This window comes from Caulobacter sp. CCNWLW153 (assembly GCF_036889365.1).
Classification (GTDB): domain Bacteria; phylum Pseudomonadota; class Alphaproteobacteria; order Caulobacterales; family Caulobacteraceae; genus Caulobacter; species Caulobacter radicis.
This window is the reverse complement of record NZ_JBAKFV010000004.1, coordinates 296,279-318,794: the sequence shown is the minus strand read 5'-3', so window position 1 is coordinate 318,794 and position 22,516 is coordinate 296,279. Positions and strand designations below refer to the sequence as shown.

Annotated in this window: 18 protein-coding genes; 10 read left to right on the top strand and 8 right to left on the bottom strand. The window is 68.4% G+C overall.

Annotated elements, in window-relative coordinates; translation table 11 throughout:
* The first annotated feature begins 19 nt into the window (after positions 1-19).
* The 3 genes from V6S85_RS09010 to V6S85_RS09000 all read left to right on the top strand — a co-directional run bounded on the left by V6S85_RS09010 (position 20) and on the right by V6S85_RS09000 (position 4,378).
* Positions 20-991: an alpha/beta hydrolase gene (locus tag V6S85_RS09010; RefSeq protein ID WP_334348737.1), complete on the top strand. Its 972-nt coding sequence runs from the start codon at positions 20-22 to the stop codon at positions 989-991.
* The gene (locus V6S85_RS09005) at positions 988-2,433 is read left to right on the top strand and encodes a rhamnogalacturonidase (RefSeq protein ID WP_334348736.1); all 1,446 of its coding nucleotides are present in this window, start codon (positions 988-990) and stop codon (positions 2,431-2,433) included. The genes V6S85_RS09010 and V6S85_RS09005 overlap by 4 nt, the downstream gene beginning before the upstream one ends.
* Positions 2,434-2,605: 172 nt before the next feature.
* A complete protein-coding gene (locus tag V6S85_RS09000; protein WP_165829099.1) occupies positions 2,606-4,378 on the top strand; it encodes a PAS domain-containing hybrid sensor histidine kinase/response regulator in 1,773 nt (590 codons plus the stop codon).
* Between the two features lie 191 nt (positions 4,379-4,569).
* Here V6S85_RS09000 and V6S85_RS08995 read toward each other — a convergent pair whose 3' ends face one another.
* The 8 genes from V6S85_RS08995 to rhmD form a co-directional block, all read right to left on the bottom strand.
* Positions 4,570-6,195: an MFS transporter gene (locus V6S85_RS08995; RefSeq protein ID WP_334348735.1), complete on the bottom strand. Its 1,626-nt coding sequence runs from the start codon at positions 6,193-6,195 to the stop codon at positions 4,570-4,572.
* An 89-nt stretch (positions 6,196-6,284) separates the two neighbouring features.
* On the bottom strand, positions 6,285-7,394 hold the full coding sequence (bglB, locus tag V6S85_RS08990) for a beta-galactosidase BglB (protein ID WP_109099342.1): 1,110 nt from the start codon (positions 7,392-7,394) through the stop codon (positions 6,285-6,287).
* Positions 7,395-7,432: 38 nt separating this feature from the next.
* The gene (locus V6S85_RS08985) at positions 7,433-11,212 is read right to left on the bottom strand and encodes a beta-galactosidase (RefSeq protein WP_334348734.1); all 3,780 of its coding nucleotides are present in this window, start codon (positions 11,210-11,212) and stop codon (positions 7,433-7,435) included.
* A 31-nt stretch (positions 11,213-11,243) separates the two neighbouring features.
* Positions 11,244-11,579 carry an L-rhamnose mutarotase gene (gene rhaM / locus V6S85_RS08980; RefSeq protein WP_116570111.1) on the bottom strand — a complete coding sequence of 112 codons (336 nt, stop codon included), beginning with the start codon at positions 11,577-11,579 and terminating at the stop codon, positions 11,244-11,246.
* Positions 11,580-11,608: 29 nt separating this feature from the next.
* Entirely contained in the window at positions 11,609-12,514 is a 906-nt protein-coding gene (locus tag V6S85_RS08975) for an amidohydrolase family protein (protein WP_334348733.1), read from the bottom strand.
* A gap of 68 nt (positions 12,515-12,582) precedes the next feature.
* Positions 12,583-13,332, bottom strand: coding sequence for an SDR family NAD(P)-dependent oxidoreductase (locus tag V6S85_RS08970; RefSeq protein ID WP_116570109.1), 750 nt, complete (start codon positions 13,330-13,332; stop codon positions 12,583-12,585).
* Positions 13,329-14,192, bottom strand: coding sequence for a fumarylacetoacetate hydrolase family protein (locus V6S85_RS08965; protein ID WP_116570108.1), 864 nt, complete (start codon positions 14,190-14,192; stop codon positions 13,329-13,331). Before V6S85_RS08965 ends, V6S85_RS08970 begins: the two co-directional genes overlap by 4 nt.
* A 45-nt stretch (positions 14,193-14,237) precedes the next feature.
* Positions 14,238-15,416 carry an L-rhamnonate dehydratase gene (gene rhmD, locus V6S85_RS08960; RefSeq protein ID WP_058350573.1) on the bottom strand — a complete coding sequence of 393 codons (1,179 nt, stop codon included), beginning with the start codon at positions 15,414-15,416 and terminating at the stop codon, positions 14,238-14,240.
* Between the two features lie 213 nt (positions 15,417-15,629).
* Between rhmD and V6S85_RS08955 the strand changes: the two genes are divergently transcribed.
* The 7 genes from V6S85_RS08955 (at position 15,630) to V6S85_RS08925 (ending at position 22,474) form a co-directional block, all read left to right on the top strand.
* Positions 15,630-16,463, top strand: a complete 834-nt coding sequence (locus V6S85_RS08955; protein WP_109099349.1) for an IclR family transcriptional regulator — start codon at positions 15,630-15,632, stop codon at positions 16,461-16,463.
* A 32-nt stretch (positions 16,464-16,495) separates the two neighbouring features.
* On the top strand, positions 16,496-17,257 hold the full coding sequence (locus V6S85_RS08950; RefSeq protein WP_058350571.1) for an SDR family NAD(P)-dependent oxidoreductase: 762 nt from the start codon (positions 16,496-16,498) through the stop codon (positions 17,255-17,257).
* Positions 17,258-17,272: 15 nt separating this feature from the next.
* Positions 17,273-18,412, top strand: coding sequence for an FMN-dependent L-lactate dehydrogenase LldD (gene lldD, locus V6S85_RS08945; RefSeq protein ID WP_334348732.1), 1,140 nt, complete (start codon positions 17,273-17,275; stop codon positions 18,410-18,412).
* On the top strand, positions 18,412-19,206 hold the full coding sequence (locus V6S85_RS08940; RefSeq protein ID WP_334348731.1) for a rhamnogalacturonan acetylesterase: 795 nt from the start codon (positions 18,412-18,414) through the stop codon (positions 19,204-19,206). Before lldD ends, V6S85_RS08940 begins: the two co-directional genes overlap by 1 nt.
* Before the next feature lie 195 nt (positions 19,207-19,401).
* Complete coding sequence (locus tag V6S85_RS08935) at positions 19,402-20,628, top strand: SGNH/GDSL hydrolase family protein (RefSeq protein WP_334348730.1); 1,227 nt, start codon at positions 19,402-19,404, stop codon at positions 20,626-20,628.
* 74 nt (positions 20,629-20,702) lie between these two features.
* A complete protein-coding gene (locus tag V6S85_RS08930) occupies positions 20,703-20,888 on the top strand; it encodes a hypothetical protein (protein ID WP_116570104.1) in 186 nt (61 codons plus the stop codon).
* Between the two features lie 260 nt (positions 20,889-21,148).
* Positions 21,149-22,474: a serine hydrolase domain-containing protein gene (locus V6S85_RS08925; protein WP_334348729.1), complete on the top strand. Its 1,326-nt coding sequence runs from the start codon at positions 21,149-21,151 to the stop codon at positions 22,472-22,474.
* Positions 22,475-22,516: the final 42 nt, after the last annotated feature.

Genomic DNA, 22,516 nt, shown 5'->3' with positions numbered 1-22,516 from the left:
CTTCTCGCGAGGTTTTCCGATGATCGACCGTCGCTCCCTGCTGGCCCTGGCCGGCGCGACCGCCGCCAGCCCGGCCCTGGCCCAAACCACCCAGGCGACCCCGGCCGTGAAGCCGAGCCTGGAGATCCAGCCGATCTGGCCGGGCAAGGCCCCGGGCGGCGAGAAGGTCACCGTCAAGGAGCAGGTCATCCTGCGCACGCCGGGCGGCGATCCCAACGACACGGCCTTCCTCAACATCACCGACCCGGTGCTGATGATGCGCCGCCCGGAAAAGCCCAACGGCGCGGCGATCCTGATGATCCCCGGCGGCGGCTACAAGCGCGTGGCGGTCAGCAAGGCCGGCGGAGCGATCGACAAGTGGATCGCCGACCAGGGCGTGACCGCCTTCGTCATGACCTACCGCCTGCCGGCCGACGGCTGGGCGGCGGGGCCGGACGTCGCCTTGCAGGACGCCCAGCGGGCCATTCGCATCATCCGCTCGCGGGCCGGCGAGCTGGGCCTGGACCCGGCGCGCGTCGGCGTCATGGGCTTCTCTGCCGGCGGCCACCTGGCCGGGCGCCTGTCGACCCAGTTCAAGCGCGAGACCTACGCGCCGACCGACGCCATCGACCAACTGCCAACCCGGCCGTCGGTGGCGGGCCTGTTCTATCCGGTGGTGACCATGCAGGCGCCGTTCGCGCACGGCGCCTCGATGAAGGAGCTGCTGGCCGGCGACGCCTCCGAAGCTCGCCGCAAGGCCGCCTCGCTGGAGCTGGACGTGCCGGCCGATACGCCGCCGACCTTCATCGCCACCGCCGCCGACGACAAGGTGGTGCCGGCCGACAATTCCCTGCTGCTCTATTCGGCCCTTCGCGCCGCGGGCGTGCCCAGCGAGCTGCACATGTTCGAGAAGGGCGGCCACGGCTTCGGCGTGACCGGTCCGCAGGGCATGGACATGGGCTGGCCGCAGCTGCTGCCGCCGTTCCTACGCCGCCACGGCCTCTACACGTGACTTTCGACGTCACGGGCTTCGGCGCCAGGGGCGACGGGCAGGCGCTGGACAGCGACGCGATCAACGCCGCCATCCAGGCCGCCCGCGCGGCCGGCGGCGGGACCGTGCGGCTGCCGGCGGGACGGTATCTCTGCTTCTCGATCCGGCTGGCCAGCGGCGTGACGCTGAAGCTGGAGGAGGGCTGCGTGCTGGTCGCCGCCGATCCGGCGCGGCACGGCGGACGCTATGATCCGCCCGAGGAGAACCCGCACGACCTCTACCAGGACTTCGGCCACAGCCACTGGCGCAACAGCCTGATCTGGGGCGAGGACCTGGAGGACGTGGCGATCGAGGGCCCCGGCCGCATCGACGGCGAGGGCCTGACCCGCGAGGGGCCGGGTTCGCGCTGGCGCAAGCAGGCGGGCGAGTTTCCGCTGAGCATGGTCGGCCTTTCCGCCGAGGCCATGGCCGAGCTCGTGCCCGAGCGCGCGGCGATGATCGGCCAGGGCAACAAGGCGATCGGGCTGAAGCGCTGCCGCAAGGTGCGGCTGTCGGGCTTCACGCTGGTCAGGGGCGGACACTTCGCGGTGCTGGCCACGGGCTGCGAGGACCTGACGATCGAGAACCTGCTGGTCGACACCAACCGCGACGGGCTGGACATCGACGGCTGCACGCGCGTGCGCATCAGCGGCTGCCGGGTCAACACGCCCAATGACGACGCCATCGTGCTGAAGGCCTCGATGGCCCTTGGAGAGGCGCTGCCGACGCAGGACGTCGAGATCACCGGCTGCCACGTCTCGGGCTTCGACCTGGGCACGGTGCTGGACGGCAGCCTGGGGCGCGAGCAGCGGCTGTCGCCCGACCAGGACCGGGTCACCGGCCGCATCAAGATCGGCACCGAGAGCAACGGCGACTTCCGCCGCATCCGCATCCGCGACTGCGTGCTGGAGCGCTCGCGGGGGCTGGCGCTCGAGACCGTCGACGGCGGAACCATCGAGGACGTCGAGATCGAGAACGTGCGGCTGGTCGAGATGACCAGTTCGCCGCTGTTCCTGCGGCTGGGCGCGCGGCTGCGCGGGCCGGAGGGAACCCGGCCGGGCGCTCTGCGCCGGGTGAGCGTGCGCAACCTGGACGGCGAGGTCGCCTTCGCCGACCTGCCGGTGATCCTGGCGGGCCTGGCCGACCATCCGATCGAGGACGTGCGGCTGGAGAACCTGGACCTGTCTTTCCTGGGCGGGGCGGGGGAGGCGGGCGTCGAGCCGCCGGAACTGGAGGACGCCTATCCCGAACCTCGCATGTTCGGCGATCCGCCGGCCTGGGGCCTGTGGGCGCGGCACGTGAGGGGACTGGAGGTCACGGGGCTTTCGCTGAACGGAAACGCCGACGCCCGCTCGCCGGTGCGGATCGACGGCCGGCCGGTCGCGCCGGAGGCCCTGGCTGGGCGCCCGTACGGTGCGGCTTAGCGTCGCGAGCCGAGATTAAACGCGCGCGACGCGTCGATTTTAGCACCTTCGCCTCATAGATGAGCGACAAGGGGCGGGATCGAGCCGTTCGATCCGGCGTGACGTCGACCCTGGGGCCATGTTTCTAGCCACGTTCCTGAGAACCGTTGCGACTGTCGTGCTGGCCGCGTTGATGGCCGTGACGACGGACTACTGCGTCAACATCCTGATCCTGAAGCGGGCCGAGGTCTTCACGCCGTGGATGACGATGGTCATCGTCGTCATCGTGGGCGGGCCGCTGTTCTACTTCCTGCACAGCCAGCGCCTGAACCTGAAGGCCGCCAAGCGGGACCTCTCGCACAGTCTGAAGATCCAGCGCCAGACGGCCGAGGAAGCCGAACGCCGGCGCCGCGAGGCCGAGCACACCCTGTCGCGCCTGCGCGAGCACGAGTCGCTGTACCGTATCCTGGCCAACAACCTGACCGACGCCCTGTCGATGTGGTGGCCGGACGGGCGGCGGCGCTACAATTCGCCGGCCATCGAGCGGCTGACGGGCTACACCCCCGCCGAGTTCCTGGTCGCGCCCAACCTGCTGGGCGTCAGCGACGAGGACGGCGCCAAGGCCGTGGCGGCCATCCGGGCGCTGCAGACCCCCAGCGACAGCAGCACGCTGGAGTACCGGTTCCGCCGCAAGGACGGCCAGGAGATCTGGATCGAGAGCACCTATTCGCTGGTGCCCAAGGAGGAGGGCGGCGGCTTCATCGCCACCAGCCGCGACATCACCGAGCGCAAGCGCCTGGCGCAGGAGCTGGCCCGGGCTGCGGAGGAGGCCCAGGCGGCCGCCGCGGCCAAGGCCGACTTCCTGGCCAACATGACCCACGAACTGCGCACGCCGCTGACCGCGATCATCGGCTTTTCGGGCCTGCTGCGGCAGTCGTCGGGCCTGGACGAGACCGACGCGCGGCAGGTGCGCCTGATCCACGAGGCCAGCAACACCCTGCTGGGGGTCATCAACGACGTGCTGGACTTCTCGCGCCTGGAGGCGGGACTGGAGCTGGACGCCGAGCCGTTCAAGCCCTGCGACATCGCCCGCTCGGCCGCGGCCCTGATCGAGAGCCAGGCCCAGGCCAAGGGCCTGCCGGTGCTGATCGAGTTCGGTCCGGGCCTCACGCCGCTGCTGGGCGATGCGGCCCGTCTCAGCCAGGTGATGCTGAACTTCCTGTCGAACGCGGTGAAGTTCACCAGCGAGGGGCAGATCGTCATCAGCGTCGAGCAGACCGCGACCGCCGTGGGCCAGCGCCTGCGGATGGCGGTGCGCGACAGCGGCATCGGCCTGCCCGACGACATGCACGAGGCGGTGTTCGAGCGCTTCATCCAGGCCGACGCCGGGGTCGCCCGCCGGTTCGGCGGCACCGGTCTGGGCCTGGCGATCTGCAAGCGGATCATCGAGGCCATGGGCGGGCGTATCGGCGTCGAGAGCGCGCAGGGGCGCGGCTCGACGTTCTGGTTCGAGGTCGAGCTGCCGGTGACCGAGACGGTGGCCAACGACCTGCCCGTCGCGTCCCAGCCGGCGCCGCTGGAACGGCCCGTGCGGCTGCTGCTGGTCGAGGACAACGCCGCCAACCGCGAACTGATCGGCGCCCTGCTGGCGCCGTTCGAGGTCGAGGTGGACATGGCCGTGGACGGCGTGGCGGCGGTCGACGCCTTCAAGGCCGGCAAGCGCTACGACCTCGTCCTGATGGACGTGCAGATGCCGGTGATGGACGGCCTGACCGCCACCCGGCGCATCCGCGCCCTGGAGCCGATGGGGATCCGCACTCCGATCGTGGCCATGACCGCCAACGTCCTGCCCGAGCAGGTGGCGACGTGCATGGCCGCCGGCATGGACGACCACCTGGGCAAGCCGATCAATCCCTCGCGGCTGCTGGAGATGGTGGCGCGCTGGGGGCAGGCGGAGGCGGCCTGAACGTTCGGGAACCTCCCCCTGTGGGGGAGGCGATCGCGAAGCGATCGGTGGGGGGAGTGACCTGCAAAAGCGGCCGACGCCTCGAAAGCTGAGAACGTCCCCCTCCGGCCCTCCGGGCCACCTCCCCCGGAGGGGGGAGGATCTTCATGCCTCCCTTCCCCCATCGAGGGGGAAGGGCTCTAGTTTCAGTCTCAGTTGATATCCGGGATCTGGTCGCTGCCGACCGAGGGCCTGGCCTTTTCGCCGCGGCCCCAGAGGCGTTCGTACTTCCAGCCGGTGAGGTCCTCGACGATGGCCTTGGACTCGGGCGTCTCGGCTTCCGTCGCGCCGGCGCGCAGGCGTTCGACCTCGTGGACCAGGACCTCGTGGGTCTTGGCGTTGAGGCGGAACTTCCACGAGATGATCATGCCGGTGACCATCACCAGGATCGGGCCGCCGACCATGATCAGCACCAGGGTGTGGATCGCCTGCGGGGTCTGCTGGACCACCTGGCCCTTGCCGCCCGAGACGAAGCCGCCCAGGCCCAGCAGGGTGGTGGTCAGCAGGATGGCGCCCGACTGGGCGATCTTGCGCACGAAGGTCATGACCCCGGCGAAGATGCCCTCGCGGCGCTGGCCGGTGACGGCCTCGTCGACGTCGGGCAGGTAGTTGTAGACGCCCCAGGGCACGAAGTTCAGCGTGCCGCGGCCAAGACCCGCCAGGATGATCGGCAGGAACAGCCAGAACAGGACGGTCGGGTTGAAGCCCGAACCGGCGGCGTTGAAGATGTTGCCGTGCAGGCCCTCGACGCCCGCGGCGAAGCCGGCCGGCTTGACCAGGTAGAAGCCCAGGAACAGCAGCAGGGCCGCGCAGACGAAGGTGATGGCCATGCGGTAGGCGGCCGTCGGGCCGGTCTTGATGATCACGCGGATGGCGATCATCACCGAGATCAGCTGGGCGAAGTACATCATCGTCATCGCCTGGGAGATCACCAGGGTCGAGCCGACCATCACCGTGGCCACGAACAGCGGGAAGGCGGTGTTGAAGATGTCCTGGCTGATGTAGCCGCCCAGATAGAGCGACAGGTGCTGGCGGAAGGCCTTCAGCTTCAGGGTCGAGAACAGGTCGCGGAACATGTTGACCGGGATCAGGGCGGCCTTGCCCCAGTCCATCGGCTCGGGCTGGATCAGCTTCTCGTCGTCGGTGTAGGGACGCTCCCAGGTGAACAGCACCACCAAGACGACCACCAGGCTGAACAGGCCGCCGAAGATGGCCGCCATGATCAGGAAGGTGTTGGAGCTGTCCTTGCCGCCGAAGTTGTTGATGATCAGCGTGGGCAGGTACGAGGCCAGGATCGCCGAACTCTGGGCGATCAGCATGCGGGCGCCCGCGAACTTGGCCTTCTCCTTGTAATCCTTCGTCATTTCCGCCGCGAGGGTCTCCCACGGGATCAGGAACATCGTGTAGACGAACTCGAAGAAGATGAAGGTGACCAGGTAGTAGGTGAAGGTCTGTCCCGACACGAAGATCAGGGCGAAGCTGGGCAGCAGCGGGATGGTCAGCAGCAGGAAGATCTTCCGCCGCCCGACCTTACGGCCGATCCAGGTGTGGCGCAGGTTGTCGGAGATGTAGCCGATCAGCGGGCAGGTGATCGCCTCGAGCAGGCGCGGCAGGCCCAGGATCAGGCCGGTCTCGACCGGCGACAGTCCGCAGAAGGTGATGAAGAAGTAGGCCAGCCAGCCGGTGATGACGGCTTGCGCGCCGGCCCCCAGCATGTCGCCGGAGCCCCAGCCCCAATAGTTGATCCAGGACGGTTTGCGGGCGTCTGGCGTGGCCATGTGCGTCTCATTCCCAAGAGGAGGGGGTCTTCTCGCCCCCAAGTCCGGTCCGGCGCTGGGCCAGACCGGATTAGTTCGAAGTCAGCGGCCTAGATGAAAGCGCGCTGGAACTCGCCGAGCGCCAGCATGGCCAGCGACTGGCCGTACGGCATCGAGGTCAGCGGGATGTCCTTGTAGCCCTGGATCGTGTCGAACACCGGGGTGCCGAACGAGACCTGCTGCAGTTCGCCGGCGTCGTCGATGTTGGCCAGCACGCCCTTGATGGCGCGGATGGCGACGGCTTCGTATTCCTTGCCGATGTAGCGCTTGCGGACGGCCTTCAGCACGCCGTAGGCGAAGCCGGCCGTGGCCGAGGCTTCAAGGTACGAGGTCTTGTCGTTGATGATCGTGTGCCACAGGCCGGTTTCCTGGTCCTGGTATTCGGTCAGGGCCTTGATCTGGGCTTCCAGGGCGTCGATCAGGAAGGCGCGCAGGCCGTCGCCCGGCTTCAGGTCGAGCAGCTCGATGAATTCCGGGATGGCGATCGTCACCCAGCAGTTCCCGCGGGCCCACAGGGCGTCGGCGAAGTTGTGACGGCCCTCGAAGGTCCAGCCGTGGAACCACAGGCCGGTCTTGCGGTCGGCCAGGTACTTGATGTGGACCATGAACTGGCGCTTGGCCTCCTCGACGAAGTCGGGGCGGTCGAGCAGCAGGCCGATCTTGGCCAGCGGCAGCACGCTCATCATCAGCGTGTCGTCCCACAGCTGCTGCGGGTTCTCGCTGTTGAAGACGATGTGCTGGAAGCCGCCTTCCTCAGTGCGCGGACCCTCGTACATGACGTAGTCGGCCCAGGTCTCGAGGTAGGGGATGTAGGTGTGGTCGCCGGTGGCCTCGTAGAGGTAGGCCAGGGTCAGGAACGGCGAGACCGTGTTGATGTTCTTGGTCGGGGTGCCGGCCTCGAAGCGGTCGGCGAACCACTTGGTCATGATGTCGAAGGCGCGCTCGTCGCCGTACATCTCGTACTGCTTCCACAGGCCGTAGAGGCCCACGCCGTGGGTCCATTCCCAGTCGTTCCAGCCCTTGGTGTCGATGACGCGGCCGTCGTCGAGGCGCAGCAGGAACTCGCCCGTCTCGTCGGTGATGTCGACGAGGTTGCTGATCAGAAGGGCGATCTTGGCCTTGACGTCCTTGGCCTCGATGCCGTGAGCGAGATTGGGCACGGTAGTCTCCTAAAGGTAAGTTCGGGGTAGGCGGGGGCCTACTGCTTGTAGTTCGGCGCGGGGACGCGGGCGACGGGCACGCCGCCTTCCACGTTGCGCAGCACTTCCAGTTTGACGGCTTCCAGGGCGTCGCCGGGGGCGCCGTCGCTGGTCACGGCCAGGGCGATGGTGTTCTTGCCGTGCAGATCGACGATGCCGCTCGGCAGCACGAAGGTCCGCTGCGGGCCGACGTGGGCGATGAACTGGCCCATGTTCCAGCCGTTGACGAAGATCAGCACGCGATAGCGGCCCGGCGAGCGCGGGGTCTTGGGATCGCCGATCGTCAGGCCCAGGGTCACGTCCTGGTCCTTGGGCAGGGCCAGGTCGAAGTTGGTGCGATACCAGGTCGTGCCGGCATAGGGCGCAGGTGCGGCCATGTCGGCCTTGGTCCAGCCCTGGTCGGGGAAGCCCGGCAGGTGCCAGCCGTTGCGCTCGCCGTACTGGCCGCCTTCGTTCATTGGGCCGCGCACCGGATCGGCGATGTCCTCGCCGCCCTTGTTGCCCTGGATCTTCCAGCTGATCGGCACGGCGAAGCTGTAGCTCGTGGGGCTCGACAGCGAAGCCGAGACCAGGCCGCGGGCTTCCTTGTGGAAGTCGTCGGCGTCGAGGTCCCAGTTGTGGCCGTTGTTGCGCACCATCACCGACAGTACGTGCTCTCCGTCGCCGCGCAGGGCTTCCGGCAGCTTGAAGGTGGCCACGCCCGTGGTGATCGGGCGGGGCAGGCCGCCGTCCAGCTCGTGCTGGCCCAGGAACTTGCCGTCCAGCCACACCTGGATCATGCCGGCGCCGCCGGCGCCGTAGTGCAGGGTCAGGGTGTCGATGTCGGCGCGGCCCTTGTAGCGGCCGCGGTACCAGACGTCGCCGTGGTGGAAGCCGTGGGTGCTCATGTCGAGCGCCGGCTGGCCCGTCGGCGGACGCACGGTTGAGCCGCCGCGCTTGCCCTCGGCCTTGGCCCAGGCGCTGTCGTCGAAGGCCGGGTCGGACTCGGGCGAGCCGGCGGCGGTCTTCCAGTCGAGCTTGGCCAGATCCGGCACGGTGACGGCGGTCGGGCCGGCCAGCGACTTGGAGGCCAGCAGCGAGCCCGAAGCCGTGGCCTTGGCGGCGACGGCCGCGCCGTTCCAGCGGACGGACTTCACGCCCTTGGGGGCGAAGACTTCCAGGGCGCTTTCGGTTTCGGTGTCGCCGGTCAGCGACAGCACCGCGCCCTTGACGCTGGCGGTGCGAACGAGGCCCGGGCCGCGCTGCAGGGTCGGGCCGGCGGCGGTGTCCTGGCGCCAGAAGGTCTGGCCCGTGGCCTCGTCGGCCAGCAGCAGCACGAGCGGCGGGCGGTCGCCGCCGGTGATGCGCACGCGGGCCAGGCCCGTGTGGCTGTAGGAGAGCTTCAGGTCGCCCTTGGCGGCGTCGAAGCTCGACGAGACCTGGCCTTCCAGCACCTCGACCTTGGGGGCCTCGGCGTAGCGCAGGACGGTCTCGCCAGCCTCGCCGGCGCGGCCGTACATCAAAGCGAGGTCGCCGCCGTTCCAGGGCAGGTGGGTCTGGATCTCGGACGTCGAGTAGACCAGGCGCTGGCCGCCCAGGTCGTAGCTGGCCATCAGCATCTTGCTGTCCTGGCCCTTGATCCGCGAGGGGACCACGTACTCGCCGTCGCGGGTCTTGACCTTGAAGGTGAAGGCCTCGTCGCCGGTGGCGCTGCTGGGGTTGTGGATCACCACATAGAGGTGGCTGCCGGTCTCGGCGTTGACGTTGTGATAGACGCGGACCTTGTCGTTCGAGGGAACGACGGCCTCGCCCTTGTCCATGCGGGTCAGGTCCGGAACCGCGTTCAGGAACTGGCCCATCTGCTTCATGACGCGGGCCTTGTCGCGCAGGCCGCGGGCCTCGTCGATGGCCGAGCCGTAGTCGTAGGAGCTGAACACCACCGGGGCCGGCGACCAACCCCAGCTGGTCCCGCCATAGGTCATGTAGAAGCTCTGGATCGTCAGGCCGTTGGCGATGTTGGTTCCGTAGAACACCCGCTGATAGCCGACGCCGCGGTGGATGGCGGTGCAGTCGTAGTCGCCGTTGCTGCCCCAGTAGTCGAACCAGCCGCCGCCGAACTCGGCCGCGAAGCCGGGGGTGTTGGGGCTAGCCGAGGCGCCGCCCTTGGCCCCGCCGGCGCCGTAGAGGCCCCAGTCGGGCGCCACGCCGGGCGAGGAGGGGGTCGAGTCGACCTTGCACGAGCCGCCCGGATAGCCGTCGAAGGCGTAGAGGTCGGTCGGACCTTCCACCGCGCCGGGCACGTTGGAGCCCTTGGGCACCCAGTAGCCGTTGCGGCCCTTGTCGTTGTGGAACAGCGGGACGGTGATGCCGTCGGCGCGGGCCTTGTCGGCCAGCCACTGCATGTAGCGCTGCTGCGGCGCGCCGACGACGTCGAGCTCGTTCTCGATCTGGTGGGCGATGACCGTGCCCTGGCCGGTGGTCAGCTGGTGGCGGGCGATGACCTTGTTGATCTGCGAGAGCCACTCGTCGGCGGCCTGGATGTATTCCGGCGCGTCGGTGCGGGCGCGGGCCTGCTGGTTGACCAGGTGGCCGGGGAAGCCGCCGCGCGTCAGCTCTGCGTTCACGTACGGGCCGGCGCGGGTGATGACGTAGAGGCCTTCTTCCTTGGCCATGGTCAGCACGCGATCCATGTCGCGGATCCCGCTGAAGTCGTAGACCCCCTGCTTGGGCGAGTGGTAGCCCCAGTCGATGTAGATCGCGACGGTGTTGTAGCCGCTGGCCTTCATCTTCTGGAGGATGTCGCGCCACAGGTCGGGGCTGGGCACGCGGAAGGGGTGGAACTCGCCGCCCCAGGAATAGATGCGATTGCCGTCGACCTTCAGGGAATACTTGTCCCAGGTGATCTTGTGGGCTTCCGCCGGCTTGGCCGCGACGGCCTGGTCGCCGCCTTCCTTGAGCACGGTGAAGTGGCGGACCGTGCCGGAAAGCTCGGGCAGTTCCTTCTTGGGCGTCCAGGTGCGGAAGCCGTCGGTGCTGTCGGAGTACCAGTAGCGCTTCGACATGTACTCGTCGAAATAGATGCGCCACGCGCCTTCGGGGGTGCGGGTGAGGGCGGGGCCCTCGAGGAACTTGCCCCAGCCGGCCCAGTCGCCGCCGCCCTTGACCTGCCAGGGGCCGTCCAGCGACGGGGCGGTCAGCAGCTCGATGAACTTGGTGGTCTCGTTCTTGGCGAAGGCCTGGTACTGCGAGCCCTCGCGCACGACGAAGGCGTCGATGTAGTTGGGGCCCATGCCCGACAGCGGGCGCGGCTTGCTCCAATTGGCAAGCTCGGAGTCTTGGGCCGTGATCCGGTAGGGCTGGAACTGCCCGGCGATGCCCGTGGTCGAGACCGACAGGATCAGGTGCTCGGAGCCGTCGGCGTCGACGAACCACTCGGGCGCCCAGGTGTTGGTCGAGCCGGACACGTCGACGGTGACGTCGCGCAGGAAGGTCCAGTCGACCAGGTCCTTGCTGCGGGCCAGGCCGATGGTGTTGCCGGTCCAGCCGGTGGTGTAGGCGACGTAGTAGAAGCCGTCCTTGCGCTTGATCACGCTCGGATCGCGGATCAGCCCCTTGGGCGGGGTGTAGGCCAGCGGCTTTTGCAGCGTGAAGCGCGAGCCGTCGGCCGAGTCGTACACGCTCATGTTCGACTGGCTGGCGTTGGTGAACGCCGTCATGACGTAGCGCGTCGGCTCAGCCGAATTCGCGCTGGAAAGCGCGGTGGTGGCGAGCAGGGCGGCGGCGAGGCCGAAAAGACTCATCGTTTTGGGGGCGGGACGTTTGATCACTGCTTCAGCCCTCGAAGTAGAAGACGGGCTTGAGCGGCCATTCGACCGGCTTGTTGTCCGGATGGACGTCCATCAGGTCGGCCATGAAGTCCCACCAGCGCTTCATCACCGGCTGCAGGGGCAGGGCGTCCTTGTCGTTGTCCGGCTTCAGGCGAAGCACGGCGAACAGGCTCATGGTCTCTTCGTCGAGGAAGATCGAATAGTCGTAGATGCCCGCGTTGCGCAGGGCCTCGGCCAGGTCGGGCCACAGCTCGTCGTGACGGCGCTCGTACTCGGCGGCGACACCGGCCTTCAGCTGCATGCGGAAGGCGATCGGGCGGCCCTCGGTCAGCGTGCTCATGGTTTCCTCCTGGCGTCGTTTCTTGGTTTTCAGGCGATGCGGTAGACGGCGGCGGCCGTGCCGGCGAACAGGCGCTGGCGCTCGGCGTCGCTGAAGTCGGCCGTGATGGCGTCGTAGGCCGTGTAGAAGGCGTCGAACGAGCCGTGCACCTTCTCGACCGGGAAGTTGCTGGCGAACATGGTCCGCTCCACGCCGAAGGTCTCGATGACCCGCAGGACGAACGGGCGCAGGCTTTCCACCGTCCAGGCGCGGTCGACCATGGCCAGGCCCGAGACCTTGCAGGTGACGTTCGGACGCTGGGCCAGCGCGGCCAGGCCCGAGCGCCAGAGCGCCAGGCCGTCCTCGTCGCGGTCGGTGGGCATGCCGGCGTGATTGACGACCAGCGGGATGTTGGGATGGGCGTCGGCCAGGGCCGCGGCCGTCTCCATCTGCGAGGGATAGAGTTGCAGGTCGAACGACAGGCCATGCTTGGCCAGCAGGCCAAAGCCCGCGCGCCACTGGTCGTTCAGCAGCAAGTCGGCCGGGCCGTAGGTCTTGGCCGGGTCCGCGTGGAAATTGACGATCTGGCGGATCCCGCGCACGTGGGGCCGCGAGGCGTGCGCCTCCAGCAGGGCCTCGACGTTGGGATCGTCCAGGTTGGCGCCGGCGACGATCGCGCCGATGGGCGCGCCGGCGGCGATCAGGCTTTCCAGCCAGTCGGTTTCGGAAAGCTGCTTGTCGGTCGGCAGGCCGCACTCGACATGGACCAGGCTCTGGACGCGCCAGGGCAGGGCGTCGGCGGCGTAGTCGGCGGGCAGGTAGTTCTTGCCGGCGATCAGGCTCATGTCGCCCGCCGGGTTGTTGGGCAGGGGAACGTCCTGCAGCCAGGAATAGTAGTGCTTGTCGAGATCCCACAGGTGCATGTGGGCGTCGATGATCGGACCCGTGTACGCCATGCCTGTCCCCTTGGTCTCGTAGTGTCCGGGCCCGCCCATCCCGAAGGACGGGCGGGCCCGGTCTCAAACTAGAAGGTCGTCCGGCCGCCGGACGTGTCGAAGGTGGCGGCGGTGGTGAAGCTGCACTCCTCGCTGGCCATGAAGCAGACCATCGCGGCGCTTTCCTCGACTTCGCCCAGGCGACCCATCGGGATCTTCGAGCGCATGTACTCGACCTGGCTGGCGGGCAGCTGCTCGAGGATCGGGCTTTCGAAGGTGGCGGGGGTCAGGCTGTTGGCGATGACGCCCTTGCCGGCAAGTTCCTTGCCCAGCGACTTGGTCAGGCCGATCACGCCCGCCTTCGACGCCGAATAGGCGCTGGCGTTCGGATTGCCTTCCTTGCCGGCCACCGAGGCGACGTTAACGATGCGGCCGTAGCCGGCCGCCAGCATGTGCGGCACCACCGAACGGCAGCAGTAGAACAGGCCGTTCAGGTTGATGTCGATGACGCGCTTCCAGCTGTCGAGCGGGAACTCGTGAACCGGCACCGTGGCGCCGGTGATGCCGGCCGAGTTGACCAGCACGTCGATCTTGCCGAGAGCTTCGGCGCTGGCGGCGGTGGCCGCGGCCACCTGGGCCTCGTCCGAGACGTCCAGCGCGTAGGTGAAGCTGGCGCCGACTTCCTCGCCGGCGGCCTTCAGGGCCTCGGCGTTGAGGTCCCACAGGGCGACCTTGCCGCCTTCGGCGACGATGCGGCGGGCGGTTTCCTTGCCCAGGCCCGAGGCGCCGCCGGTGATGACGGCGGTGCGGCCCGAGAAGCGGTTGGCGTAGACGGTCATGCAACGCCTTCCTTGGTCCAGGCGATGACTTCCTGGCGCTGCGTGCCGAGCTTCTCGATGCCCAGCGTCATGACGTCGCCGGCCTTCAGGAAGATCTTCTCGGGCTTCTGGCCTTCGCCGACGCCCGGAGGGGTGCCCGTCGTCAGGATGTCGCCGGGCTCGAGGGTGACGAAGCGGCTCATGTAGGCGATCAGCTCGGCGACGCCGAAGATCATCGTCTTGCTGTTGCCGGTCTGCATGCGCTTGCCGTTGAGGTCGAGCCACATGTCCAGGTTCTGGCAGTCGCCCACTTCATCGGCGGTCACGACCCAGGGGCCCACCGGACCGAAGGTGTCGCAGCCCTTGCCCTTGTCCCACTGGGAGCCGAGCTCCTTCTGGAAGGCGCGCTCGGAGACGTCGTTCACCAGCACGTAGCCGGCGACGTAGTCCAGGGCTTCGTCCTGCTCGACATAGCGGGCGCGCTTGCCGATCACGACGCCCAGCTCGACTTCCCAGTCGCCCTTCTCGGCGCCCTTGGGCAGCATGACCTGGTCGTTCGGGCCGTTCAGGCACGAGATCGCCTTGGTGAAGAAGATCGGCTCGGGCGGGGGCTCGAGGCCGGCTTCCTTGGCGTGGTCGGCGAAGTTCAGGCCGATGGCCAGGAACTTGCCGACATTGGCGATCGGCACGCCGTAGCGCGGCGAGCCTTCGACCACCGGCAGGGTGGTCGGGTCGATGGCGGCGATCTTGGCCAGGCCTTCCGGGGTCAGGTCCGCGGCGGTGATGTCGGACACGTGGCCCGACAGGTCGCGGATCTTGCCTTCGGAATCCAGCAGGCCGGGCTTTTCGGCGCCCCGCGGGCCGTAACGCAACAGTTTCATGGTCTTCTGGCTCTAGGGGTAAATTGGGGGAAGGGGAGGCGCGGTTTACCGCGGATACGGACGGTGCAGGCCGACGTCGCGGTTCAGCTCGACGCCGAAGCCGGGCGCGTCGCCGAGCTTGAGCTTGCCGTTGACCGGAACGGGCTCGCCGATCAGCTGCGGATGGAACATCGGCACGACTTCGTCGGCCTTCGGCGCCATCATCAGGAACTCGGCGAACGGGCTGTTATGGCGCGTGATGACGAAGTGGTAGCTGTAGACCGACGATCCGTGCGGGATCATCATCACGCCCTTGCTGTCGGCCAGGTTGGCGATCTTGATCAGTTCGGTGACGCCGCCGCACCAGCCCACGTCCGGCTGGATGATGTCGCAGCATTCCATCTCGAGCAGCATGCGGAAGCCCCAGCGGGTGGCTTCGTGCTCGCCGGTGGTGACCAGCATGCCGGGAGGGGCGTTCTTCTTGAGGTCGCGATAGCCCCAGTAGTCGTCGGGGCTGAGAGCTTCCTCGATCCACTTCAGGCCGTACTCGTGGGCCTTGTGCGCCAGCTTGGTGGCGTAGTTCAGGTCCAGCGACATCCAGCAGTCGAACATCAGCCAGAAGTCCTCGCCCACGCGGTTGCGCATGGTTTCGAGCTCTTCGAGGTTCTTGCGCAGGCCTTCCTCGCCCTCGGCCGGGCCGTGGTGCAGGGGCATCTTGCCGCCGATGAAGCCCATCTCCTTGGCCAGGTCCGGACGGGCGCCGGTGGCGTAGAAGGTCAGTTCGTCACGGACCTTGCCGCCGAGCAGGGCGTAGACCGGCTCCTGGCGCAGCTTGCCGATCAGGTCGTAGAGCGCCAGGTCGACGCCCGAGATGGCGTTCACGACCAGGCCCTTGCGGCCGTAGTACTGGGTGGAGAAATACATCTGGTCCCAGATCTTCTCGACCTCGGTCGGGTCGCGACCTTCGAGGAAGCGGGCCAGGTGCTTTTCGACGATGAAGGCGGCCGGTTCGCCGCCGGTGGTCACCGCAAAACCGATCGTGCCGTCGACGGCCTCGATCTCGACGACCAGGGTGCCCAGGACGTTGATGCCGAAGCTCTGGCGGCTCTGGCGGTACTCGGGATAGCGCGACATCGGCGTGGCGATGTGATCGTCGATCCAGTGGCCTTCGCCCTGGTCGTGATAGTCGGCGCCGCCCCCGCGGACCACATAGGCGCGAACAGCCTTGATCAAGGGAAGCGGCATCTCGTGCTCCAACCATCGCCCGGTCTCTCGTGACCGGATCTGCCCCTATTAGAGGAGGCGCGCCAGCGGGGCCGCCGAACGACGCGAACGGATGTCCGCGCTACCTCCCCAGAACATCGTATGACACGCTTGTCGCAGGACCCCCGCGACCGAAAGAGTCGCTGACGCGAGCCCTTGTCTTGCGTTCCATATTATGAGAGGTAGTGCTACAAAATGAAACCCAGCACGTCAAGGGGAGCGGAACCGGTGGCGGACGACGAAGGCGCGGCGACCAAGAGCCCAAGCGGCAGCCAGACGCTGTTTCGCGGCCTGGACGTGCTCGACGTGGTGGCCGACGCGGGGGCCATCGGCCTGCCGGCGCTGGCCGCGCGACTCGGCCTGACCCGCAGCACCACGCACCGCCTGGCCACCGCCCTTGTCGAGCGCCGCCTGCTGACCCAGACCCCGCGCGAAGGCTACAGCCTGGGCCCCAAGCTCCTGGAACTGGGCTATCTGGCCAGCCAGCAGATGGACCTGCCGCGCATCGCGCGCCCGCACCTGGAAAAGCTGTGGGAAGAGCTGGAGGACACCGTCCACCTGGGCGTGCTCGACGACGACCGCGCTCTTTACCTGGACAAGCTGACCGGCCGCCGTCGCATCAACATCTCCTCGCGCGTGGGCGATCGCCAGCCGATCCGCTCCACCGGCCTGGGCAAGGCCCTGGTGCTGGACGACGACGAGAGCCGCTGGCGGACGCTGTATCGGAAGGAAGGCCCGGCCGCCGCCGGCGCGCCGAACGAGGAGCAGTGGATCGCCTGGATGCACGACTACTCGCAGCGCGGAATCGCCTTCGACCTTGAAGAGAACGAAGACCGCATCCGCTGCGTGGCCGCGCCCGTGCGCGGGGCGGGGGGGCAGATCGTCGCCGCGATCAGCGTCTCGGGCGCTGCGCAGTACATGGACGACGAACGGATGGGCGGACTGGTGGACGACATCCGCCTGGCCGCCGACGCGATCAGCCGCGATCTGGGCTGGAACGGTAAGCGGGGTTCGGGCGCCAAGACCTGACGCCTCCCGCGCGTATGTATGACGGAGGAACTATGCTTCTGAAGGACAAGGTGGTGCTGGTGACCGGCGCCTCGGGCGGTATCGGCAAGGCGGCCGCCATCGGCGCGGCGCGTCACGGCGCCGACGTGGCGATCAACTACCACTCCGACGAGGCCGGCGCGGCCGACGCCGTGGCGCAGATCGAGGCCCTGGGCCGTCGCGCCATCGCCGTGAAGGGCGACGTGGCCCAGGTCGAAACCGCCCAGGCCTTCGTCGACGCCGCGGTCGCGGCCTTCGGCAAGGTCGACGTCTTCGTCAACAACGCCGGCATCTGCCCGTTCCACGCCTTCTTGGACATGCCGCCGGAAGTGATGGAGCGGACCATGAAGGTGAACCTGTTCGGCGCCTACTACATGGTGCAGGCGGCGGCCAACCAGATGGTCAAGCAGGGTCACGGCGGTTCGATCATCGCCGTCTCCTCGATCAGCGCCCTGGTCGGCGGCGGCATGCAGACGCACTACACCCCGACCAAGGCCGGCGTGCACAGCCTCATGCAGTCGACCGCCATCGCGCTGGGCAAGCACGGCATCCGCTGCAACTCGGTGCTGCCGGGCACGATCGAGACGGCGATCAACAAGGAAGACCTCGCCGACGTCGCCAAGCGCGAATACATGAGCGGCCGCATCCCGCTGGGCCGCCTGGGCGAGCCCGACGATCTGGCCGGCCCGATCGTGTTCCTGGCCTCGGACCTGGCCAACTACGTCACCGGCGCGGCCCTGCTGGTCGACGGCGGCGCGTTCGTGAACCTGCAATAGGCGCAGCTTCCTTCCATGATCGTCTCGTCGACCACCGACTTCCGTGAGGCTGCGCGGCGCAAGCTGCCGCGCTTCCTCTTCGACTACATCGACGGCGGCGCCTACGCCGAGCGGACCCTGGCCCGCAACGTCTCCGACCTGGCCGATCTGGCCCTGCGACAGCGGGTGCTCAAGGACGTGTCCAAGGTCTCGACGGCGACCAGCCTGTTCGGCGTGGAGCAGTCCATGCCCGTGGTGCTGGCCCCCGTGGGCCTCACCGGCATGTACGCCCGGCGCGGCGAATGCCAGGCGGTGCGCGCGGCTTCGGCCAAGGGCGTGCCGCTGTGCCTGTCGACGGTGTCGGTGTGCGACGTGGACGAGGTGGCGGCCGCGTCCAGCCGGCCGCTGTGGTTCCAGCTCTACGTGCTGCGCGACCGGGCCTTCATGCGCGACCTCCTGGCGCGGGCCGAGGCGGCGGGGGCGAGCACGCTCGTCTTCACCGTCGACATGCCCGTGCCGGGGGCCCGCTATCGCGACGCGCACTCAGGCATGAGCGGCCCGAACGCCGGGGCTCGCCGCATCCTGCAGGCCATGGGCCGGCCGCAATGGGCGTGGGACGTCGGTGTCATGGGCCGTCCCCACACCCTGGGCAACGTGGCTCCGGTGCTGAAGGGCAATACGGGCCTGGAGGACTTCATGGGCTGGCTGGGGGCCAACTTCGACCCCTCGATCCAGTGGAAGGACCTCGAATGGATCCGGCAGTCCTGGAAGGGGCCGCTGGTCATCAAGGGCGTGCTCGATCCCGAGGACGCCAAGGCCGCCGCCGACATCGGCGCCGACGGGGTGGTGGTGTCCAACCACGGCGGCCGCCAGCTGGACGGCGTGCTGTCTTCGGCGAAAGCGCTTCCGGCCATCGCCGACGCGGTGGGCGACAAGCTGACCGTGCTGGCCGACGGCGGGGTGCGCTCGGGCCTCGACGTGGTGCGGATGCTGGCCCTGGGCGCCAAGGGCGTGCTGCTGGGCCGGGCCGCCGTCTACGCCCTGGCTGCGCGCGGCCAGGCGGGCGTGACCCAATTGCTGGACCTGATGGAGAAGGAGATGCGGGTGGCCATGGCGCTGACCGGCGTCAATTCCGTCTCCGAGATCGACCGTTCAATCCTGGCGGAGACCCGCTGATGAAGACCGCCGCCGCCCTCGCACTGGCCATGGTCATGGGGGCGGCGCCGGCCGCCCTGGCCGATCCCAACCGTATCGTCATCGCCAGCGACTCCACCGCCGCCGACTACAGCGCCCGCAGTTTCCCGCAGATGGGCTGGGGCATGGTTCTGAAGTGTTCGCTGAAGCCCGACGTCCAGATCGTCAACCTGGCCCGCGGCGGCCGCTCGACCAAGACCTTCCAGGAGGAGGGGCTGTGGTCGGTGCTGATGGCGCAGCTGAAGCCGGACGACACGGTGCTGATCCAGTTCGGCCACAACGACGCCGACACCAAGAAGATCGTCCGCTTCACCGATCCGAACGGGGCCTATGCCGACAATCTGCGCCGGTTCGTTGCCGACGTGCGCACGGCCGGCGCCAAGCCGGTGCTGATCACCCCGATCGCCAAGCTGATCTTCAAGGACGGCCAGATCCAGGACGCCCACGGCCCGTACTCGGCGACCGTGCGCCGCGTGGCGGCCGAGACCAGGACCCCGCTGATCGACCTGGACAAGGAAAGCCAGGCCGCCTTGCAGAAGATGGGTGAGGCGCAGGGCGCCAAGCGCTTCATGATCTACTCGGCGGCCGACAAGATCGCCAGCCACCCGGAAGGGATCAACGACACCACCCACCCCAACGAACTGGGCGCGCGCATGGCGGCCGGCATCGTGGCCAAGGGGCTGAAGGGCGCGAAGGTTCCGGCGTCCAAGCTGGTGCTGCGGGGCGAGGCCGACGCCTCGGCGCGCGGCGAGCCGACGTGTGCGGGCAGGCCCTGAGCTTGAGGCAAAAAGAAAGGAGCGACGGCGGGGCCGGCGCTCCTGGACCTCAGAGGGGGAAGTACGAGGTCAGGCAGAACAGGGAAGGATCGAGCTTCGATCCATCGATCAATTCTCACAATGTGGACAATTAATCGATATATTGAGAATAGCATTGAAGCGGCGAACGTCAACCGCCGTTGTGGGGAAACGCTGATGAACCGTACGATCCTGTCCGCCGCCCTGATCCTGGCGCTGGCGCCCGCGCCGCTGCTGGCCGCGCCGAAAGCCCGTCCGGCCGCCGTCTCCGAAGCGCCTGTCTGGCGCAGCGCCTGGGGCAACGCGCCGATCGCGCCGCAGGCCGTGGCCCGGCCGGGCGAGGCGAGGGCCTTCACCGACGTCACCGTGCGCCAGGTGATGCGCCTGAACGCCGGCGGCGACGCCGTGCGGCTGCGCCTGTCCAACGAGCTGAACGAGCGGCCGCTGGCGGTGGGGGCGATCACGCTGGCCCCGGCCGACGCCGACGGAAAGATCCTGGGCGCGCCGATCGCGGTGACGGTCGGCGGTAAGGCCGAGTTCACGATCCCGCCGGGCGCGCCGGTGCTGACCGACCCGGTGGTGCTGCCGGTGAAGGCGATGGACTACGTGTCGGCGGCGATCTTCTACGTCGGGACCCAGGCCCCGGCCGGCCACCGCGTGCGCCTGTTCGTGGCCCCGCCCGGCAACCACGTCGCCAAGGACGCGATCCCGGGCGAGCAGGCCCTCAAAGGGCCGGGTCTGGTCAGCGGCGTCGAGGTGCGCGGGTCGGGCGAGGCGCCGGTGCTGGTGGCCATCGGCGACTCGATCACCGAAGGCTCCGGCTCGACCCCGAACGCCGACAAGGGCTGGCCCGAGCAACTGGCGGCGCGGCTGGCCGCGCGCGGGCAGGGCTGGAGCGTCGTCAACATGGGCGTCGGCGGCGGGCGGTTGCTGCGCGAGGTCTCGGGCCCCAGCGCGCTGTCGCGCTTCGATCGCGACGTTCTGAGCGTGGCGGGGGTCAAGGCGGTGGTGGTGCTGGAGGGCATCAACGACATCGGCCGCCCCGCCCAGCCGGGCTTCGCCGCCGACGCGGTGACGCCCGAGGACCTGATCGCCGGCTATCGCCAGCTGATCGCCCGGGCCCACGCGCGCGGCGTGAAGATCTATGGCGGCGTCATCCCGCCGTTCGAGGGCGCGGCCTACTATCACGACAAGGGCGAGGCCACGCGAGCGGCGGTCAACGCCTGGATCCGCACCGGCGGCGAGTTCGACGGCGTCATCGACTTCGACGCGGTCCTGCGCGATCCGGCCAAGCCGAGCCAGCTGCGCGTCGAGACCCATGGCGGCGACCATCTGCATCCCAACGATGCGGGCTACGCGCTGATGGCCGAGGCGGCGGACAAGGCCGTCTTCTCGGGCAAGTAGCGCCTCCACCCGCCTTGCCGCGAAGGCGGCGGGCGGGTTAGCTCCCTCTGGAGTATTCGCGAGGGGGCTTATCCATGAAGACCATCAGGTCGCTGCTGATCATGACCGCCGTGCTGGCGACGCCGGCCCTGGCCCATGCCGCCGACGGCGACTCCAAGAAGTCGGTGGCGATCTTCGCCGCTCTGATCGCGGTGTTCGCCGGGGTGGGGACCACGTTCCTGGCGGTGTTCGCCGCCAATGCGAAGAAGAACAAGAAGTAGGCGGCTTTGCCGCCCAACCTCTGTTCGCCTTCCTCGCCCTTGTGGCGAGGATCCATCGTTCAGCCGCTCAGACATTCGCGGGGCGTTCTCGGTCTGAGCAGCGGCCGGCATGGGCCCTCGCCACAAGGGCGAGGGAGGCGGGGAGGGAGGGCGGTTCAAGTTAGCCTCGGACCTAGTTAGTCCCCACAGCCTCACCCTGCGTGATTGCGCCTGTCGCAATCCTGGGTAAGGTCGCCTCAAACGACTGTTTGGGGTGTGGCATGACGATGCAAGGTGTGGGGCGGCGTTTCGGGCTGGCGACGGCCCTGGCTCTCTCCCTGGCGTGGAGCGGCGCGCCCGCCCTGGCCGCGCCGAAGGACCAGCTGGTCGCTGCCGCCCCCGAGAGCGTCGGCGTCTCGCCCGAGCGGCTCAAGCGCCTCGACGCCCTGATGAAGGACCTGGTCGCCACCGGCCACCTGCCGGGCGCGACGACGATGCTGGTGCGTCACGGCAAGGTGGTCAGCTTCGAGACCTACGGCGCGCGCGGTTTCGGCGGCCCGCCGATGACCAAGGACACGATCTTCCGCATCTACTCCCAGACCAAGCCGGTCACGGGCGTGGCGATGATGATCCTGTTCGAGGAGGGCAAGTGGCGCCTCGACGACCCGGTGACCAAGTACGTGCCGGAGTTCGCCAACCTGCGCGTCTACAAGGGCGTCAACGCCGATGGCTCGTTCGTCACCGAGGCGGCCGACCGGCCGCCGACCATGCGCGAGATCATGAGCCACACCGGCGGCTTCGCCTACGGCCTCGTGCCCAACAACCCGATCGACAAGGCCTATGTCTCGACCGGCGTGCTGGGCTCCAAGAGCGGCCAGGAGTTCGTCGAGAAGGTCGCCAAGCTGCCGCTGGTCGGCCCGCCCGGCAAGCAGTGGAAATACAGCGTCGCCGTCGACGTCCAGGGCTTCATCGTCGAGAAGCTGTCGGGCCAGAGCCTGCCGGACTTCATGCAAAGCCGCATCTTCACGCCGCTGAAGATGAAGGACACCGGCTTCTGGCTGCCGGCCGAGAAGGCCGACCGCCTGGCCAGCCTGTATCTGTGGGACGCCAAGGCGAAGAAGATCGCGCCGGCCGAAGGCTTCATGGTGCTGGACGTCAGCAAGCCGCCGGTGGTGGCCTCGGGCGGCGGCGGCTTGGTTTCGACCAACGCCGACTACGCCCGCTTCTGCCAGATGCTGCTGAACGGCGGCGAGCTTGACGGGGCGCGGATCCTGTCGCCGGCCACGGTGAAGCTGATGGCCTCCGACCACCTGCCGGACGCGATCCTGGACGACCCCAAGGGCGAGTTCTCCAAGGCCAGCGGCAAGGGCTTCGGCCTCGACTTCATGGTGGTCACCGATCCGGCCCGGGCGGGCACGCTGGCGGGGAAGGGGACCTACAGCTGGGGCGGGGCGGCCGGCACCTGGTTCTGGATCGACCCGGAGAACGACCTCTTCTTCCTGGGGATGATCCACGTTCTGGCCAAGGACGGCGACCCGGCCCTGCGCGATCTTGGCGACCGCGCTTCCACCCTGGTCTACCAGGCGCTTGTCCAACCAGGGAAATAGGCCAATCCCGAAAAATAAGGCCCGCCAAAGGGCTGACGGAGG

What these genes read in the sequence shown, in the direction of transcription:
- V6S85_RS09010 (WP_334348737.1), top strand. Translation starts at nt 20, where the DNA reads ATGATCGACCGTCGCTCCCTGCTGGCCCTGGCCGGCGCGACCGCCGCC.
- V6S85_RS09000 (WP_165829099.1), top strand. Translation starts at nt 2,606, where the DNA reads ATGGCCGTGACGACGGACTACTGCGTCAACATCCTGATCCTGAAGCGG.
- V6S85_RS08995 (WP_334348735.1), bottom strand. Translation starts at nt 6,195, where the DNA reads ATGGCCACGCCAGACGCCCGCAAACCGTCCTGGATCAACTATTGGGGC.
- V6S85_RS08985 (WP_334348734.1), bottom strand. Translation starts at nt 11,212, where the DNA reads ATGAGTCTTTTCGGCCTCGCCGCCGCCCTGCTCGCCACCACCGCGCTT.
- rhaM (WP_116570111.1), bottom strand. Translation starts at nt 11,579, where the DNA reads ATGAGCACGCTGACCGAGGGCCGCCCGATCGCCTTCCGCATGCAGCTG.
- V6S85_RS08975 (WP_334348733.1), bottom strand. Translation starts at nt 12,514, where the DNA reads ATGGCGTACACGGGTCCGATCATCGACGCCCACATGCACCTGTGGGAT.
- V6S85_RS08970 (WP_116570109.1), bottom strand. Translation starts at nt 13,332, where the DNA reads ATGACCGTCTACGCCAACCGCTTCTCGGGCCGCACCGCCGTCATCACC.
- V6S85_RS08965 (WP_116570108.1), bottom strand. Translation starts at nt 14,192, where the DNA reads ATGAAACTGTTGCGTTACGGCCCGCGGGGCGCCGAAAAGCCCGGCCTG.
- rhmD (WP_058350573.1), bottom strand. Translation starts at nt 15,416, where the DNA reads ATGCCGCTTCCCTTGATCAAGGCTGTTCGCGCCTATGTGGTCCGCGGG.
- V6S85_RS08955 (WP_109099349.1), top strand. Translation starts at nt 15,630, where the DNA reads ATGAAACCCAGCACGTCAAGGGGAGCGGAACCGGTGGCGGACGACGAA.
- V6S85_RS08950 (WP_058350571.1), top strand. Translation starts at nt 16,496, where the DNA reads ATGCTTCTGAAGGACAAGGTGGTGCTGGTGACCGGCGCCTCGGGCGGT.
- lldD (WP_334348732.1), top strand. Translation starts at nt 17,273, where the DNA reads ATGATCGTCTCGTCGACCACCGACTTCCGTGAGGCTGCGCGGCGCAAG.
- V6S85_RS08940 (WP_334348731.1), top strand. Translation starts at nt 18,412, where the DNA reads ATGAAGACCGCCGCCGCCCTCGCACTGGCCATGGTCATGGGGGCGGCG.
- V6S85_RS08935 (WP_334348730.1), top strand. Translation starts at nt 19,402, where the DNA reads ATGAACCGTACGATCCTGTCCGCCGCCCTGATCCTGGCGCTGGCGCCC.
- V6S85_RS08930 (WP_116570104.1), top strand. Translation starts at nt 20,703, where the DNA reads ATGAAGACCATCAGGTCGCTGCTGATCATGACCGCCGTGCTGGCGACG.
- V6S85_RS08925 (WP_334348729.1), top strand. Translation starts at nt 21,149, where the DNA reads ATGACGATGCAAGGTGTGGGGCGGCGTTTCGGGCTGGCGACGGCCCTG.